Origin of the sequence: Falsiroseomonas algicola, from assembly GCF_011040385.1 — a bacterium.
Classification (GTDB): Bacteria; Pseudomonadota; Alphaproteobacteria; order Acetobacterales; family Acetobacteraceae; genus Falsiroseomonas; species Falsiroseomonas algicola.
Genome location: NZ_JAAIKB010000002.1, coordinates 651,431 through 666,645 on the forward strand (window position 1 = coordinate 651,431; position 15,215 = coordinate 666,645).

Annotated in this window: 10 protein-coding genes; 4 read left to right on the plus strand and 6 right to left on the minus strand. The window is 72.2% G+C overall.

Translation table 11 applies throughout. The features are described 5' to 3' along the window. The first annotated feature begins 105 nt into the window (after positions 1-105). The gene (locus G3576_RS08130; protein ID WP_164693847.1) at positions 106-3,714 is read left to right on the plus strand and encodes a hydantoinase B/oxoprolinase family protein; all 3,609 of its coding nucleotides are present in this window, start codon (positions 106-108) and stop codon (positions 3,712-3,714) included. Further along, positions 3,711-6,551, plus strand: coding sequence for an AsmA family protein (locus G3576_RS08135; protein WP_164693848.1), 2,841 nt, complete (start codon positions 3,711-3,713; stop codon positions 6,549-6,551). Before G3576_RS08130 ends, G3576_RS08135 begins: the two co-directional genes overlap by 4 nt. Before the next feature lie 5 nt (positions 6,552-6,556). Here G3576_RS08135 and G3576_RS08140 read toward each other — a convergent pair whose 3' ends face one another. The 5 genes from G3576_RS08140 to G3576_RS08160 form a co-directional block, all read right to left on the minus strand. Further along, complete coding sequence (locus tag G3576_RS08140) at positions 6,557-8,659, minus strand: methyl-accepting chemotaxis protein (RefSeq protein WP_164693849.1); 2,103 nt, start codon at positions 8,657-8,659, stop codon at positions 6,557-6,559. A gap of 61 nt (positions 8,660-8,720) precedes the next feature. Continuing rightward, entirely contained in the window at positions 8,721-8,987 is a 267-nt protein-coding gene (locus G3576_RS08145) for a ribbon-helix-helix domain-containing protein (protein ID WP_164693850.1), read from the minus strand. After that, complete coding sequence (locus G3576_RS08150; protein WP_164693851.1) at positions 8,984-10,399, minus strand: class II fumarate hydratase; 1,416 nt, start codon at positions 10,397-10,399, stop codon at positions 8,984-8,986. The genes G3576_RS08145 and G3576_RS08150 overlap by 4 nt, the downstream gene beginning before the upstream one ends. A gap of 70 nt (positions 10,400-10,469) precedes the next feature. Beyond that, complete coding sequence (locus G3576_RS08155) at positions 10,470-10,880, minus strand: VOC family protein (RefSeq protein ID WP_164693852.1); 411 nt, start codon at positions 10,878-10,880, stop codon at positions 10,470-10,472. A 1-nt stretch (position 10,881) separates the two neighbouring features. Further along, the gene (locus tag G3576_RS08160; RefSeq protein WP_164693853.1) at positions 10,882-11,280 is read right to left on the minus strand and encodes a RidA family protein; all 399 of its coding nucleotides are present in this window, start codon (positions 11,278-11,280) and stop codon (positions 10,882-10,884) included. 380 nt (positions 11,281-11,660) lie between these two features. On the opposite strand from G3576_RS08160, the gene G3576_RS08165 reads away from it, so the two are divergent. After that, on the plus strand, positions 11,661-13,208 hold the full coding sequence (locus G3576_RS08165; protein WP_164693854.1) for an ABC transporter substrate-binding protein: 1,548 nt from the start codon (positions 11,661-11,663) through the stop codon (positions 13,206-13,208). 37 nt (positions 13,209-13,245) lie between these two features. Here the strand turns inward: G3576_RS08165 and serB are convergent, their stop codons facing one another. Further along, positions 13,246-14,139 carry a phosphoserine phosphatase SerB gene (serB, locus tag G3576_RS08170; protein ID WP_164693855.1) on the minus strand — a complete coding sequence of 298 codons (894 nt, stop codon included), beginning with the start codon at positions 14,137-14,139 and terminating at the stop codon, positions 13,246-13,248. A gap of 48 nt (positions 14,140-14,187) precedes the next feature. On the opposite strand from serB, the gene miaA reads away from it, so the two are divergent. After that, positions 14,188-15,177, plus strand: coding sequence for a tRNA (adenosine(37)-N6)-dimethylallyltransferase MiaA (gene miaA, locus G3576_RS08175; RefSeq protein ID WP_164693856.1), 990 nt, complete (start codon positions 14,188-14,190; stop codon positions 15,175-15,177). Positions 15,178-15,215 lie beyond the last annotated feature (38 nt).

Genomic DNA, 15,215 nt, shown 5'->3' on the forward strand with positions numbered 1-15,215 from the left:
TAACGTTGACGATTTATCGACAAATTGTCAATGAAGCCGCGTATCGCCCCGCTGGCCTTGCGCGGCCGCTGCCGGGGTGTGATCAACGGCCAAAGGGGATGCGTGATGGGCGGCTGGCAGTTCTGGATCGATCGCGGCGGCACCTTCACGGACATCGTCGCGCGCGATCCGTCGGGGGCGCTGTCCACCCGCAAGCTGCTGTCGGAGAACCCCGGCCGCTACCGCGATGCCGCGGTCGCCGGCATCCGCGCCTGCCTCGGCCTGCCGGATGGCGCTGCCATCCCGCCGGGCGTCGTGGACGCCGTGAAGATGGGCACGACGGTTGCGACCAATGCCCTGCTGGAACGCAAGGGCGAACGGGTCCTGCTGCTGGTGAACCGCGGCTTCGCCGACATGGCCCGCATCGGCAACCAGGCCCGCCCGCGGCTCTTCGACCTCGAGGTGCGGCTGCCCGACCTGCTGCTTGAGCGTGTCGCCGAGATCGGCGGCCGCATGGCGGTGGATGGCACCGAGATCGAGAAGCTCGACGAGGCCGCCGCCCGCGCCGCGCTCTCCAGCGCCTTCGCCGATGGCATCCGCGCCGTCGCCATCGCCTTCATGCATGCCTGGGCGCATCCCGCGCATGAGAAGCGCGTCGGCGAGCTGGCGCGCGAGGCCGGCTTCACCCAGATCAGCCTTAGCCACGAGGCCTCCCCGCTGCCGCGCATCGTGCCGCGGGCGGATACGACGGTGGTGGATGCCTACCTCTCCCCCATCCTCCGCCGCTATGTGGAGCAGGTGGCGGGTGAGCTTCCGGGCGTGAAGCTCTACTTCATGCAATCCTCCGGCGGCCTGGCGGAGGCGCGGTCCTTCCAGGGCAAGGACGCGATCCTGTCCGGCCCGGCAGGCGGCATCGTCGGCGCCGCGCGCACCGCGGCGATGGCGGGGCTCGACCGCATCATCGGCTTCGACATGGGCGGCACCAGCACCGATGTCGCGCTCTATGCCGGGGAGTTCGAGCGCGCCTTCGAGACGCAGGTGGCCGGCGTGCGCATGCGCGCGCCGATGATGGCGATCAACACGGTGGCCGCCGGCGGCGGGTCGATCCTGAAGTTCGACGGTGCCCGCTTTCGCGTCGGGCCGGAGAGCGCCGGCGCCGTGCCCGGCCCCGCCTGCTATCGCCGCGGCGGTCCGCTGACCGTGACGGACGCCAACGTCATGGTCGGCAAGATCCAGCCCGCCCAGTTCCCCGCCATCTTCGGCCCCGATGGCAACCAGCCGCTGGACGCCGACATTGTCCGCGAGAAGTTCGCGGCCCTGGCGGCGGAGATCGAGGTGGCGACCGGCCAGCCCCAGGATCCGCACGCCGTCGCGGAAGGCTTCCTCCGTGTCGCCGTCGCCAACATGGCGAATGCCATCAAGCAGGTTTCCATCCAGAAGGGCCACGACGTCACCCGCTACGCGCTGCAATGCTTCGGCGGCGCCGGCGGCCAGCATGCCTGCCTGGTGGCGGACGAACTCGGCATGGAGACGGTGTTCATCCACCCCTTCGCCGGCGTGCTCTCCGCCTACGGCATGGGCCTCGCGGACCAGAGCGCGATCCGGGAAGCCGCGGTCGAAGCGCCGCTCGCCGCGGATGCCATGGCCGAGCTCGCCACGCGCCTCGATGGGCTGGAGGAAGCCGGCCGCACCGAGCTGGTGCGCCAGGGCGCGGCGGCCGGGGCCCTGCGGGCCGCGCGCCGGCTGCACCTGCGCTATGCCGGTACCGACAGCTTCCTGCCCGTGCCCTTCGGCGATCATGCGGCGGTGGTGGAGGCCTTCACGGAATCCCATCGCCGCCGCTTCGGCTTCGCCACGCCGGAACGCCAGATCGTCGTCGAGGCCTGCGTGGTCGAAGTGACCTCGCCCGGCGAGGCGGTGAACGAGGCCCCGCTGCCGCCGCGCGACGCCGGGCAGAACCTGCCCCGCCTCGCCACCACCAGCGTCTTCACCGGCGGCGCCCTGCGGGAGGCCCCGGTGCTGGACCGGGACGCGCTGCGCGCCGGCGACCGCATCGCCGGCCCCGCGCTGATCCGGGAGGCCATCGCCACCACCGTCGTCGAGCCCGGCTGGACCGCGGAAGTCACGCCAGCCAATCACCTGGTGCTCCGCCGGACGGAGCAGCGGCAGGCCGCGCGCATCGCCGATGCCACCCGCGTCGATCCCGTGATGCTGGAGCTGTTCAACAACCTCTTCATGTCGATCGCCGAGCAGACCGGCGCCGTCCTTCAGAACACCTCCCTCAGCGTCAACATCAAGGAACGACTCGACTTCTCCTGCGCCATCTTCGACGAGACGGGCCGCCTCGTGGCGAACGCGCCGCATGTGCCGGTCCATCTCGGCGCGATGGGGGAAAGCGTCAGGACCGTCATCCGCTCCCGCGGCGCCACGCTGCGGCCGGGCGACGTGGTCGCGCTCAACAACCCCTACAACGGCGGCACGCATCTGCCAGACGTGACGGTCATCACGCCGGTCTTCGACGAGGCTGGCACCACCATCCTGTTTTTCGTCGGCAGCCGCGGCCACCACGCGGATATCGGCGGCCTGACGCCCGGCTCCACGCCCCCGGGCTCCGCGACGCTGGAGGAGGAGGGCGTCGTCATCGACGACTTCCTGCTGGTGTCGCAGGGCCGCTTCCGGGAAGCGGAGTTCCGCGAACTCCTTGGCTCCGCCCGCTACCCCGCCCGCAGCCCCGACGTGAACGTCGCCGACATCACCGCGCAGGTCGCGGCGAATGAGAAGGGCGTGCAGGAACTGCAACGCGCCGTGCGCGATTTCGGTCTCGACACGGTGCGGGCCTATATGAAGCACGTCATGGACAATGCGGAGGCCGCCGTGCGCGGCGTGCTCGACCGCCTGCAGGATGGCGCCTTCGAGACGACGATCGACGATGGCACGCCGCTCAAGGTCGCGGTCCGCGTCGATCGCGCGAACCGCCGCGCCACCATCGACTTCACCGGCACCGGCCCGCAGCGCCCCGATAACTTCAACGCCCCCGCCGCGGTCTGCCGCGCCGTCGTCCTCTACTGCTTCCGCTGCCTGGTGGGGGAGGAGATCCCCCTCAATGATGGCTGCCTGGTGCCGCTCGACATCGTCGTGCCGGAGGGCACCTTCCTCTCGCCCCGCCCTGGGGCCGCGGTCGTCGCCGGCAATACGGAGGTCAGCCAGATGACCTGCAACGCGCTGCTCGCGGCGCTCGGCGCCTGTGCCTCCGCCCAGGCGACGATGAACAACCTGCTGTTCGGGGACGCGGTTTACCAATATTACGAAACGGTCTGCGGCGGCACCGGCGCCGGCCCCGGTTTCCCGGGCACGGCCGCGGTGCAGACGCACATGACCAACACGCGCATGACGGACCCCGAGGTGCTGGAACTCCGCTATCCCGTGCGGCTCGAGGAGTTTTCCATCCGCCGCGGCTCCGGCGGCGCCGGGCGCTTCGCGGGCGGCGATGGCTCGCGCCGGCGCATCCGCTTCCTGCGCCCGATGGAGGCGGTGATCGTCGCCTCCCGCCGCCGCGTCGCGCCGCATGGCCTGCAGGGCGGCGGGGCCGGCGCGCCCGGGCGGCAATGGGTCGAGCGCGTCGATGGCCGCATCGACCCGATGCAGGGCTGCGACCGCGCCGCGCTGCAACCCGGCGACGTGCTGGCGCTGGAAACGCCGGGCGGCGGCGGCTGGGGCAGCCCGTCCGCCGGATGAAGCGCCTTGCCGCCGCGCTGGTCTCCCTTCTGCTGCTGGCCGTGCTGGGGCTCTGGCTCGGCCCGCGCCTGGTGGATTGGGAGCCCTGGCGCGGCCGCCTGGCCGAACTGGCGAGCGACCGTCTGGGCCGGACCGTCACGCTGGACGGCCCGGTCGAGTTGCTGCTGCTGCCCCAGCCGATGGTCCGCGCCGGCGGCGTCGCCATCGGCGATCCGGGGGAGGAGTTCAGCGTCACGGCGCAGCTCCTGCGGGTGCGGCTCGACCTCGGCGCGCTGCTCGCCGGCCGGCTCGCGCCGCGTGAGATCGCGCTGGTCGGCGCGGAGCTGACGCTGCCCTGGCCGCCCGGTGCGCTGCTGACGCTGCGGCCCCCGGCCTGGATCACGGAGCTGGATGCGCGGGTCGAGAACAGCCGGGTTCGCATCGGCGACGCGGTGCTGGAAGGCGTCAATGCCCGCCTGACCTCGGCGGGGCTCGCGCAGGCCATCGAATCCTCGGGCAGCTTCACCTGGGCAGGGCGCGCCGCGCGCTTCTCCGGCACGCTGGGCCGGCCTGGCTGGGACGGCGTCGCGACCCTCGAATTGTCGCTCACGCTGCCGGAAGCCAGCGGGACGGCGCGCGGCGTGCTGGTGCCGGGTGCGGGCTTCGAGGGCAGCGTGGAGGCGCGTGGCCCGGACCTCGCCGCCCTGATGGCCGGCCCCGCGGTGCCCTTCCGGCTCGCGGGCCGCCTGAACGCCTCCGCCGAGCTGATCGCGGCGGATCAGCTGGTGATGGATGTCGGTGGCGTGCCGGCGCGGGGCTCCATCGCGCTCCGCCTGCTGCCGGCGCCGCGGCTCGATGTCGCGCTGGTCGCCAGCCGGCTTGACCTGGATGGCTGGGTCGCGGCGCTGCGGCAGGGTGCCGCGCGCCCCGTGCCGATGGCGCTCGACCTCTCGGCGGAGGCCGGCAGCTTCCAGGGCGTGGCGCTGCGGCGCATCCGCGGCGCCGCGACGCTGGAGGATGGGCGCCTGACGCTGACCGACGTCTCCCTGCTGCTGCCCGGGGAGGCGGAGATGGAGTTCGCGGGGGCGACCGCGGGGGGGCGGCTGGAGCTCCGCGCGCGCTTCGCGGGCCCCGACATGCGCGCCACCCTCGGCGCCGTGGGGCTTCCGGTGGAGGAGCTGGATCCGGGCCTGCTGCGGCGGGGGGAGGGGCGCTTCCGCCTGGTGCTGGAGGAGGCGCAGGCCGCCATCCCCGAACTGGCGGCCACCCTCGGCGATATCCGCCTCTCCGGCGCCGGCGTGCTGCGCCATGGCCCGCGACCGGCGCTCGGCATCGGCCTGACGATGGATCGCCTGGACCTCGCCCGTTGGCTGCCGCAGGGCCTCGATCCCGCGCAGGCCAGCCGCGCGCTGGGACCGGTGGACCTGAACCTGCGCCTGGCCGCGGATCGCGTGACGCTGGGGGAGGCGGTGATGGAACGCGCCTCGCTGGATGGCGCGCTGGAGAATGGCAGGCTGACGCTGCGCCGGCTGTCCGGCCGCCTGGCGGATACGGACGTCGCCGCCTCCGGCGTGTTGGCGCTCGGCCCGCAGCTCCGGCTGCAGGACCTGACCATCGAGGCCAGCGGTTCCTCGGGCCGCGGCGTCATGGGCCTGGTCCCCGGGGAGTGGCCGGACCGCACCGCGATCGCCGGCATGCCGCTGGCGCTCCGCCTGTCCGGCGGCGGCACGCTGGATGCCCTGGCGCTGCGCGGCGGGGCGGAGATCGGGGAGCTGCGGCTGGAGGCGACCGGCACGCTCGACCTGCCGCAGCGCAAGGGCTCGGCCAGCATCACGCTGCGCCATCCCGGCGCGCCGCGCCTGCTGGCGGAGGCCTTCCGCAGCGACGCCGGCAGCTGGCTGGGGGAGGGGTCCTTCTCCCTCATCGCCTCGCTCGCCGCCGGGCCGCAGGGCGTGTCGGCGGAAAGCTTCGAACTGGTCGCCGGCGCGATGCGGGCGCGGGGCGCCCTGGCGCTGGCGCTGGGTGGCCGCCCCCGGCTGACGGGACGGCTCTCCGCCGAAAGGCTGCCGCTGCCCTTCGTGGGATGGCGCAGCGGCGACCCGCTGGGGCTGGAGGCGCTGGCCGGGATCGACGGCGAGGTGGCGCTGGAGGCCGCGCGGCTCGAGATCGCGGGCATCGTGGCGGAGCAGGCGCAGGCGACGGTGAAGCTCGCCGAGGGGCGCATGGCGGTGGAGGCTGTACGCGCCAGGCTGGCCGGTGGAGAGTTGGAGGCGCAGGCAAGCCTGGCGATCGACGCGCGGTCGCCGCCGCGGCTGACCGCGGAGGGCCGGCTGGCCGGCGCCAGCATCGCGGGCCCGCTCTTCGGCGTGCCGGTGGACCTGACCGCGGGGCGCGGCGATACCAGCTTCGCGCTTTCTGCCACCGGCCATGCGCCGTCGGCGTTGCTGGGCACGCTGGAGGGGCAGATCGGCATCGCCATGCGGGACGGCGTGGTGGCGGGCTTCGACTTGGCGGCGGCCGCGCAGGCCACCACGCTGGCGGATCCCATCGCGGCCGAACGGGCGACGCGTCGCGCGCTGCTGGATGGCGCGACGGCCTTCGACCGGCTGGACGCCACGGGCCGGCTCACGGCCGGGCGCTTGCGGCTGGAGGATGCGCGGCTGGCGGCGGAAGGCGGCGCGACCGCGACCATCGGAGGCGAGATCGACCTCGCCCGCAGCGCGCTCGACCTGCACATCCTCTCTCGCCCCGCGGTGCCGGAAGCGCCCGACCTCGGGCTTCGCCTGACCGGGCCCGCCGATGGCCCGCGCGCCCTCCCGGAGACGGCCGCCTGGGCGCGGTGGCGCGCGGCGCAATAGCCCCGCTACGCCATCGCGATCAGGTCCTCGATCCGGCTGCGCGTGTCGGAGACGAGGGTGGAAATCTCCCCCGTCGCGGTCGCGGATCGCGCCGCCAGCGTCTTCACTTCCGCCGCCACCACCGCGAAGCCCTTGCCGGCTTCCCCGGCGCGGGCGGCCTCGATCGTGGCGTTGAGCGCGAGGAGGTTGGTCTGGGCGGAAAGGCCGCCGATCTCGGAGGCGACGCGGTTGATGCGGTCCAGCACCTCCGTCATCACGCGCTCCGTCTCCCGCACCGCCTTGCGCCGGGCCGAGACGTCGGCGGCGTAGAGCACGGTGCGCACCTGCCGTCCCTCCACATCCATCAGCGGCTGGGCCGTGGCGGAGAGATGGATGGGGGAGCCGTCGACATGGTGGAGCTCGACCGTCAGGGTGAGGGCGTCGCCTTTTGCCATGACCTCCGCCTGCGTGGCATCGAAGACCCGGTCATGCGCGAGCGTCGGTGATCGCAGCAGCGCATCCTCGGTCGCATGGCCGAGTGCCGTGACCGCGGCGTCGTTCGCACGGGCCAGGCGCCGCGCCGCATCCCATTCCATGACGATGTTGGCGCGGTCGATCGCGTCCAGCCGCGCGGCGGCGTCCAGCCCCGCCTGCTTCGTCGCGGTGATGTTGGCCTGGACGGCGACGAAGCGCTCCACCTGGCCATCCGCGCCGCGCACCGGGTTGATGGCGAGCGAGATCCAGTAGGGCTCCTTGGCCTTGCTGTAGTTTAGGATCTCCTCATTGACCGGGACACCTTCCCGCAGCCGGTCCCGGATGCGCGCCACCGTGGCCTTGTCCGTCTGCGGGCCCTGCAGGAAGTCGCCGGGCTTCCGGCCTAGCGATTCCTCCGCCGAATAGCCGGTCATGCGCGTGAAGCCGCGGTTCACGTATTCGATCCGGCCGGCGGCGTCGCAGATGATCACGCTGCTGTCGGTCTCGTCCGTCACCAGCGAAAGCAGCGCGAAGAGGCGCCGGCGCTGCATCTCCGCCGTGATGTCGGTGGCGAACTTCACCACCTTCAGCACGCGGCCGGCGGGGTCGAAGACGGGGTTGTAGGTGGCGTGCAGCCAGATCTCCCGCCCGCCCTTGCCCTGGCGCCGGAACTCGCCGGCACGGACCTCCCCCCGGCCGAGCGCCTGCCACAGCGCGCGATAGGCCTCGGTCGAGGCCTCGCCCGGGGGCATCAGCAGGCTGTGGTGCTGGCCGATCAGCTCCTCCGCCCCGTAGCCGGTGGCGGTGACGAAGTTCTCGTTCACGGTGAGGATGGTGCCGTCGAGCCCGAACTGGATCACGCCCTGGGCGCGGTTGATGGCGGCGATCTGCGCGGCGTCATCGGCTGCACGGCGCTTGGCGGCGGTGATGTCGGTGGCGAACTTGACGATGCGCACGGGGCGCCCGGCCGGGTCCAGCACGGGGTTGTAGCTTGCCTGGATCCAGACCTCTCGCCCGCCCTTGGCGATGCGCATGAATTCGCCGGCGCGGACCTCCCCCTGGCGCAGCGCGGTCCAGAAGGCGGCATAGTCCGGCGCCTGGTGGTCCCGATCCCGCATGAAGAGGCGGTGGTGGCGGCCCTGGATCTCCTCCAGCGCATAGCCCATGGCGGCGAGGAAATTGGCGTTGGCGTCGAGGATGGTGCCGTCCAGCGCGAATTCGATGACGCCCTGGACCCGGTCGATGGCGGCGATGCGGGCGGCGTCGCTGGCGGCGCGCTGCCTGGCCTCGGTGACGTCGCTGGCGAACTTCACCACGCGCGTCACCCGGCCACCGAGGCCCCGGATGGGCGTGTAGGTGGCCTGCAGCCAGACCTCCCGCCCGCCCTTGGCGATGCGTCGGAACTCGCCGGACTGATGGTCGCCGCGACGGAGCCTGTCCCAGAACGCGCGATAGGCGCTGCCGTCGCGTTCCTCGGCGGGCAGGAACATGGCGTGGTTCTGGCCGAGCACCTCCTGCGCCGCATAGCCCATGCTGTGCAGGAAACGGTCGTTGCCGCGGAGGATGCGGCCGGCGGGCGAGAATTCGACGACGGCCTGCGACCGTTCGATCGCCGCTACCAGCGCCGTGTCAGCGCCTCCGCCCAGGAATTTCATCAGCCGAGCCACTCATCCGTCGTCGCCAGGCCATTGTTCCACGCCCGCCGTTACCCGGACCTTAACCCGACGGTGTTGTGTCAAGCCGCCTTGTCAGTTCGCCGTCACGCGCCGCGTCCAGTGCCGCAACGCGCAAAGCGCTCGCCAGGGGGATGGTGATGTCGGTGCGGGCGGCATCCACCTCGGCCACCAGCGCCGCCAGGCTGCTGCCGCGCTGCGCGGAGATCGCTTCCAGCGCCGCCCAGAAGGCGGGTTCCAGCGCGACGGAGGTGCGGTGGCCCGCCAGCCGGAAGGATCGCTTGCGGAGGTGGCGGGCCGTGCCGCTCATCCGCCGCCATCCAGCGTGGTGCCGGGATGCACCATCTCCGCCGGCACCACCCAGCGGTCGAAATCGGCCTCGCTCACATGGCCGAGCCGCGCGGCGGCGGCCTTCAGCGTGATGTCCTCCGCCAGCGCGAGCTTGGCGATGGCGACGGCCTTGTCGTAGCCGATGCGCGGGTTGAGCGCGGTGACGAGCATCAGCGACTTCGCGAGGTTGTCGGCGATGCGGGCGTGGTTGGGCTCCAGCTTGTCCACCATGTTGGCGGCGAAGCTTTCCGCCGCATCCGCCAGCAGCCCCGCGGATTGCAGGACGTTGTGGATGATGACGGGCTTGAAGACGTTGAGCTCCAGGTGGCCCTGCGCCGCGCCGATGGTGACGGCGACATGGTTGCCCATGACCTGGGCGGCCACCATCGTCAGCGCCTCCGACTGCGTCGGATTCGTCTTGCCCGGCATGATGGAGGAGGAGAGTCCGTCGGCCGGGATCACCAGTTCCGAGAAGCCGGCGCGGGGTCCGCTGCCGAGCAGGCGGACGTCGTTGCCGATCTTGTTGAGCGAGACGGCGATAGTGTTCATCGCGCCCGACAGCTCGACCAGCGCGTCATGCGCCCCCATGCCCTCGAAGGTGTTGGGGTTGGGGCGGAAGGGCAGGCCGGTGCGGGCGGCGATGATCTCCGCGAAGACCTGCGGGAAATCCTTGTGGCGGTTGAGCCCGGTGCCGGCGGCGGTGCCGCCCTGCGCCAGTTCCAGCACCCGCGGCAGCGCGTCCTGCAGCCGCGCGATGCCGTGTTCCACCTGCCGCGCCCAGGCCGCCGCTTCCTGGCCGAGCGTGACGGGCACCGCATCCATCATGTGGGTGCGGCCGATCTTCACGATCGCCTCCCAGTCCCGCGCGCGGCGCGAGAGGCTCGCCAGCAGCACGCCGAGCGCCGGGATCAGCCGGCGGGAGACCGCCTCCGCCGCCGCCACATGCATGACCGTCGGGAAGCTGTCGTTGGAGGATTGGCCGCGGTTCACATGGTCATTCGGATGCACCGGCCTGCGGCTGCCGAGAGGCTGGCCGAGGGCGCGGTTGGCGAGGTTCGAGATGACCTCGTTGGCGTTCATGTTGGTCTGGGTGCCGGACCCCGTCTGCCAGACCGGGAGCGGGAACTCGGCATCGTGGCGGCCCTCCGCGACCTCTCCGGCTGCGGCGGCGATGGCAGCGGCGATGTCGGCGGGAAGTTCACCGAGGCGCGCATTGGCCTCCGCCGCCGCCTGCTTCTGCAGCCCCACGGCGCGGATCAGGCCGGGCGGGAAGCGTTCCGTCCCGATGCGGAAGAGGCGCCGCGCGCGTTCCGTCTGCGGGCCCCAGAGCCGGTCGGCCGGGATGTCGATGGTGCCGAGGCTGTCCGTCTCGGTGCGGGTGGCGTTCGTCATGATGGGGACCCTCCACCCCGCAAGATAGGCAGCCGCGACCGCGGCCGCCCATCACGCTTCCCCATGGACGCTATTCCGGGAAGCGGTCCCCGTAGGTCGCGATCTCGATCAGGTTGCCATCGGGGTCGCGGCAATAGACGGAGGTGATGGGGCCAAGCGCGCCCTGCTTCGGCACGGGGCCGAGTTCGACCTGCACGCCGCAGCCGCGGAGGTGGGACACCACGTCATCGGCGGAGACGGTGACGACGAAGCAGAGGTCCTGCGTGCCGGGTTCCGCCACGACGGAGGAGAACCAGGCCTGCTGCGTCGCCTCCTTCGGGCGGAGGTTCAGCTTCTGGCCGCCGAAGCGGAGCGCGGTGCGGCGCTGTTCGCCGAATTCCTCCCGCTCCATCCCCAGCACGCGCTGGTACCAGCCGGCGCTGGTCTCCACGTCCCGGCAGGTGATGACCAGGTGGTCCAGGCGGTCCACGGCGAAGCGCATGCTACTTGTCCCCTTCGCGGCGCCGCAGCCGGGCCGTCACTTCGATCTCGATCCGCATCTCCGGCGCCTGCAGGCCGGCGACGATCATGGTGGAGGCCGGGCGCACCCGGCCGAGCCACTTCTTCACCACCGGCCAGCAGGGCGGCCAATCCGCGCGGTCCTGGAGGATGAAGTTGGCGCGCACGATGTCGTCGATGCGGCCATTGGCCTGGCGCAGCGCGGCTTCGATGTTGCGGAAGGTCTGGTCGCATTGCTCGACCACGCCGGGCTCGATCGTCATGGTCGCGTAGTCGTAGCCGGTGGTGCCGGAGACGAAGATCCAGTCGCCGTCCACGACGGCGCGGGAATAGCCGATCTCTTCCTCGAATCGGCTCCCGGAGGAGAAACGGAGGCGGGCCATGCGGCGGGGGCTTCCAGGGGAGTGGCTTGCGGAGGCGAAGCCATATCCCAGCGGCAAGCCCGCAGGAAGGGCCATGCCGCGGCGCAGCGTGCCGCGAAACAACCGGCGATGGTGCTGGCCTGTTGCAGAACTGCCACTAAAACGGGTTAGGACTTTAAGCCGTTTATGCCACTTATGCACCTTTAGTCGCGATTTTCGCGGGGGCCGGAGCGCCGCGAGGCGGACATGGAGGGGCCGTGGCGACAGGAACATAGAGGCAACACGGTGCCTCGCGCTACTGAATTCGGCGCCGCCCACCCCTGGCCGAGCGCGCGGCGAGGGTGGCACTCTCGCGCCTTACGGGATGCCGGCGGGGCCGGCGCGGAAGGGGATCGGGCTGCATGGGCTTCGTGACAAGGCTGGCCTTCGGGCTTTCGATCGCGCTCGCCGCGCCGCTGGCGCCGCCGGCCGCGGCGCAGACGCTGCGCATCGGCATGCAGGCCCCGCCCAGCACGCTCGACCCGCATTGGCTGCTGAACCTGGCCAATACGGGGGCGCTGCGGAACATCTATGAGACGCTGGTCATGCGCGACGACCAGATGGCGCTGCGCCCGGGCCTGGCGGAGTCCTGGCGCGTCGTCGATGACACGACCTGGGAGTTCAAGCTGCGCGCCGGCGTGCGCTTCCATGACGGAAGCCCGCTGACCTCCGCCGACATCGCGGCCAGCTTCCAGCGGGTGCCGAACGTGCCGGGCAACCCCAACCCCTATTCCATCTACCTGTCGGGGGTGACGGGGGTGGAGGTGGTGGACGACCTCACCTTCCGCATCCGGACCTCCGGGCCGCTGCCGATCCTGCCCACCAATTTGACGCAGATCTTCATCGTGCCGCGCTCCGTGGCGGGGCTCGGCAATCCCGAGTTCAACAGCGGCCAGGCGGCGATCGGGACGGGGCCCTTCAAGCTCGGCTCCTGGTCCACCAACGCGCCGCTCGTGCTGCGGCGGAACGAGGAGTGGTGGGGCGGTCGCGTGCCCTGGGAACAGGCGGTGCTGACGCCGATCCCGAACGATCCGGCGCGCGTGGCAGCGCTGCTGGCCGGCGATGTGGACTTCATCAACAACGTGCCGCTGCAGGATGCGGCGCGCATCGCGGCCGACCGGCGCGTGGCGCTCTTCGCCGCACCCTCCATCTACGCGGTCAACATCTACCCGGATGTGGAGCGCGCCAGCCCGCCCGGCGTGGACGCGAACGGCCAGAACCCGATGCGGGACGTGCGCGTCCGCCGCGCCATGTCGCTGGCGCTGAACCGGGAGGGCATCGCGCGCCAGATCATGGAAGGCTATGCCGAGCCGACCGACCAGCCCGTGCCGCCCTTCGTCTTCGGCGCCATCCCGGACCGTGCCCTGCCGGCGGCCGACCTCAACGCGGCCCGCGCCCTGCTGGCGGAAGCGGGCTGGGGGCAGGGCTTCGGGCTGAACCTCTTCTGCTCTCCGGCGCGGGTGCCGCGCATCTGCCAGGCGATCGCGGCCGCCTGGACGCGGATCGGCATCCGCACGACGGTGGAGGTGGTGCCGCAGGCGACCTTCCTGACGCGGCGCAACCGGCGGGAATACGGGGTCTTCGTGACCGTCTTCGGGTCCCTGACCGGGGAGACGTCCTACCTGCTGAGCTCCCAGATCCACACCAACGGCACGGTGCCGGGCTTGGGCACGCTGAACTTCACGGGCTACGGCGTGCCGGCGGTGGATGCCGAGATCGCGCGGGCGCGCTCCACGCTGGACGATGCGGAGCGGAACCGGCTGCTGCGGGCGCTGGTGCAGCGGACGGTGGATGAGGCGCTGATCATCGGCGTCGGGCTGGTGCACTCCGCCCATGCGGGGAATGCGAACCTGGTGACGAAGGCGCGGGCGGATGAGGAGGTGCTGGCGGTGGAGATCAGGCCGCGCTGACGGGCGCGGCTGGGGGGGCAGCCCCCCCGCCGCAGCGTCAGGCGGTGACGAAGTCGGCCCGCCGATACCCCTGCATGTAGAGCAGCGCCAGCAGGTCCGTGTGGTCCACCCGCGCCCGGGCGGCGGCCGCGACGACCGGCTTGGCGCGGTAGGCGACGCCGAGCCCCGCAGCCTGGATCATGTCGAGGTCATTGGCGCCGTCGCCGACGGCGAGCGTCGCCGCCAGGGGCAGGCTGTTCTCGGTGGCCAGGCGCTTCAGCGTGGTGAGCTTGGCGTTGCGGTCGAAGACGGGCTCCGCGACCTTGCCGGTCAGCCTGCCATCCTCGATCAGCAGCACGTTGGAGACGTGGTGGTGGAAACCGAGCTTCTCCGCCACGCGGCCGGTGAAGAAGGTGAAGCCGCCGGAGGCCAGGCAGCAGGTGGCGCCGTTGGCGCGCATGGTGCCGACGAGTTCGGCCGCGCCGGGCATCATCGCAGTCTGCGCCCAGGTGGCCTCGAGCGCCGAGACATCGAGGCCCGCCAGCATGCCGACGCGCTCCACCAGCGCCTGGCGGAAATCGAGTTCGCCATTCATGGAGCGGCGGGTGATCTCCGCGATCCTCTCCTTGAGCCCGGCATAGGCGGCGATCTCGTCCAGCGTCTCGCTGGTGACGATGGTGCTGTCCATGTCGGCGACGAGAAGGCGCTTGCGTCGGCCCTCGGCGGGCATGGCGATGGCGTCCACGGGCGCATCGGCCAGGGCGGCGCGGGCCGCGGCGGCGGCCTGTTCGGCGGCGGCATCGGCGAAGGGGATGTCCACGGCCTCCCGCTCCGCCAGCCAGTCCGGCGTGCCGGGGGCGGCGCCGAGGGCTTCCAGCGCGCCGCGCACGCGGGAGACGAGGGCGGGGTCGAGCGCGCCGGGGGCGGCGACCAGGGTCAGGATATGGGGCATGCGGGGCGCCCCATGCCATTGGCGTCCGGGCTGTGCAACATCAGGCGCATGACAAGCCCAGACCTGCCCCCCGCGATCATCGTCGCCGGCCCGACCACCAGCGGGAAGAGCGCGCTGGCGCTGGCGCTGGCGCTCCGCGTCGGCGGCACCGTCATCAATGCCGATTCGATGCAGGTCTATCGGGAATTGCGGGTGATCACGGCGCGGCCGACGCCGGATGAGGAGGCGATGGTGCCGCATGCCCTCTATGGCGTGCGGCCGGCCGCGGAAGCCGGGACGGTGGCGTGGTGGCGGTGCGCGGCGCTTGCGGCGATGGAGGAAGCCCGCGCGGCGGGGCGGGTGCCGATCCTGTGTGGCGGAACGGGGCTCTATTTCCTGTCGCTGACGGAGGGGCTGGCCGAGGTGCCGCCGGTGCCGGAGGCGGCGCGGGCGGAGGCGCGGCGGCTGCTGGAGGCGGAGGGGCCGGCTTCGCTGCATGCCCGGCTGGCGGCGCTGGACCCGGAGACGGCGGCCTCGCTCCGGCCAACCGACAGCCAGCGCCTTGCCCGTGCCTATGAGGTGGTGACGGGAACGGGCAGGGGGCTGCGCGCCTGGCAGCGGGAGGGGGGCGCCGTGCCGGCGCCCTGGCGCTTCGCCGCCGTGGTGCTCGACCCGCCTCGCCCCGCGCTGCGATCGGCGATCGCGCGGCGGTGGAAGGCGATGCTGGAGGCCGGCGCGATGGAGGAAGTGGCGGCGCTGGGGGCGCAGGGGCTGGACCCCGCGCTGCCGGCGATGCGCGCGCATGGGGTGCCGGAACTGCTGGCCGTCCAGGCGGGGCGGATGACGCTGGAGGCGGCGTCCACGCGCGCCATCCTCAATACGGGGCAATACACCAAGCGCCAGGCGACCTGGTTCCGGCATCATGCGCTGGCGCCCCCTGCGCTCACGCATAGCATCCATGCGCGGTGCGAGGGTCTAGAGCAATTTTCGGAATGCGAACTGGCAAAAATTATCGCTTTTGTTGATCGTCGCGTTGACGGGGGGAGTCCGGGGGCGTAGATGACGGGGCGTTCGCGGTGCCTCGCGCCGCCACGCCA

Coding starts and splice junctions, on each gene's coding strand:
- G3576_RS08130 (WP_164693847.1), top strand. CDS start 106: ATGGGCGGCTGGCAGTTCTGGATCGATCGCGGCGGCACCTTCACGGAC.
- G3576_RS08135 (WP_164693848.1), top strand. CDS start 3,711: ATGAAGCGCCTTGCCGCCGCGCTGGTCTCCCTTCTGCTGCTGGCCGTG.
- G3576_RS08140 (WP_164693849.1), bottom strand. CDS start 8,659: ATGAAATTCCTGGGCGGAGGCGCTGACACGGCGCTGGTAGCGGCGATC.
- G3576_RS08145 (WP_164693850.1), bottom strand. CDS start 8,987: ATGAGCGGCACGGCCCGCCACCTCCGCAAGCGATCCTTCCGGCTGGCG.
- G3576_RS08150 (WP_164693851.1), bottom strand. CDS start 10,399: ATGACGAACGCCACCCGCACCGAGACGGACAGCCTCGGCACCATCGAC.
- G3576_RS08155 (WP_164693852.1), bottom strand. CDS start 10,880: ATGCGCTTCGCCGTGGACCGCCTGGACCACCTGGTCATCACCTGCCGG.
- G3576_RS08160 (WP_164693853.1), bottom strand. CDS start 11,280: ATGGCCCGCCTCCGTTTCTCCTCCGGGAGCCGATTCGAGGAAGAGATC.
- G3576_RS08165 (WP_164693854.1), top strand. CDS start 11,661: ATGGGCTTCGTGACAAGGCTGGCCTTCGGGCTTTCGATCGCGCTCGCC.
- serB (WP_164693855.1), bottom strand. CDS start 14,139: ATGCCCCATATCCTGACCCTGGTCGCCGCCCCCGGCGCGCTCGACCCC.
- miaA (WP_164693856.1), top strand. CDS start 14,188: ATGACAAGCCCAGACCTGCCCCCCGCGATCATCGTCGCCGGCCCGACC.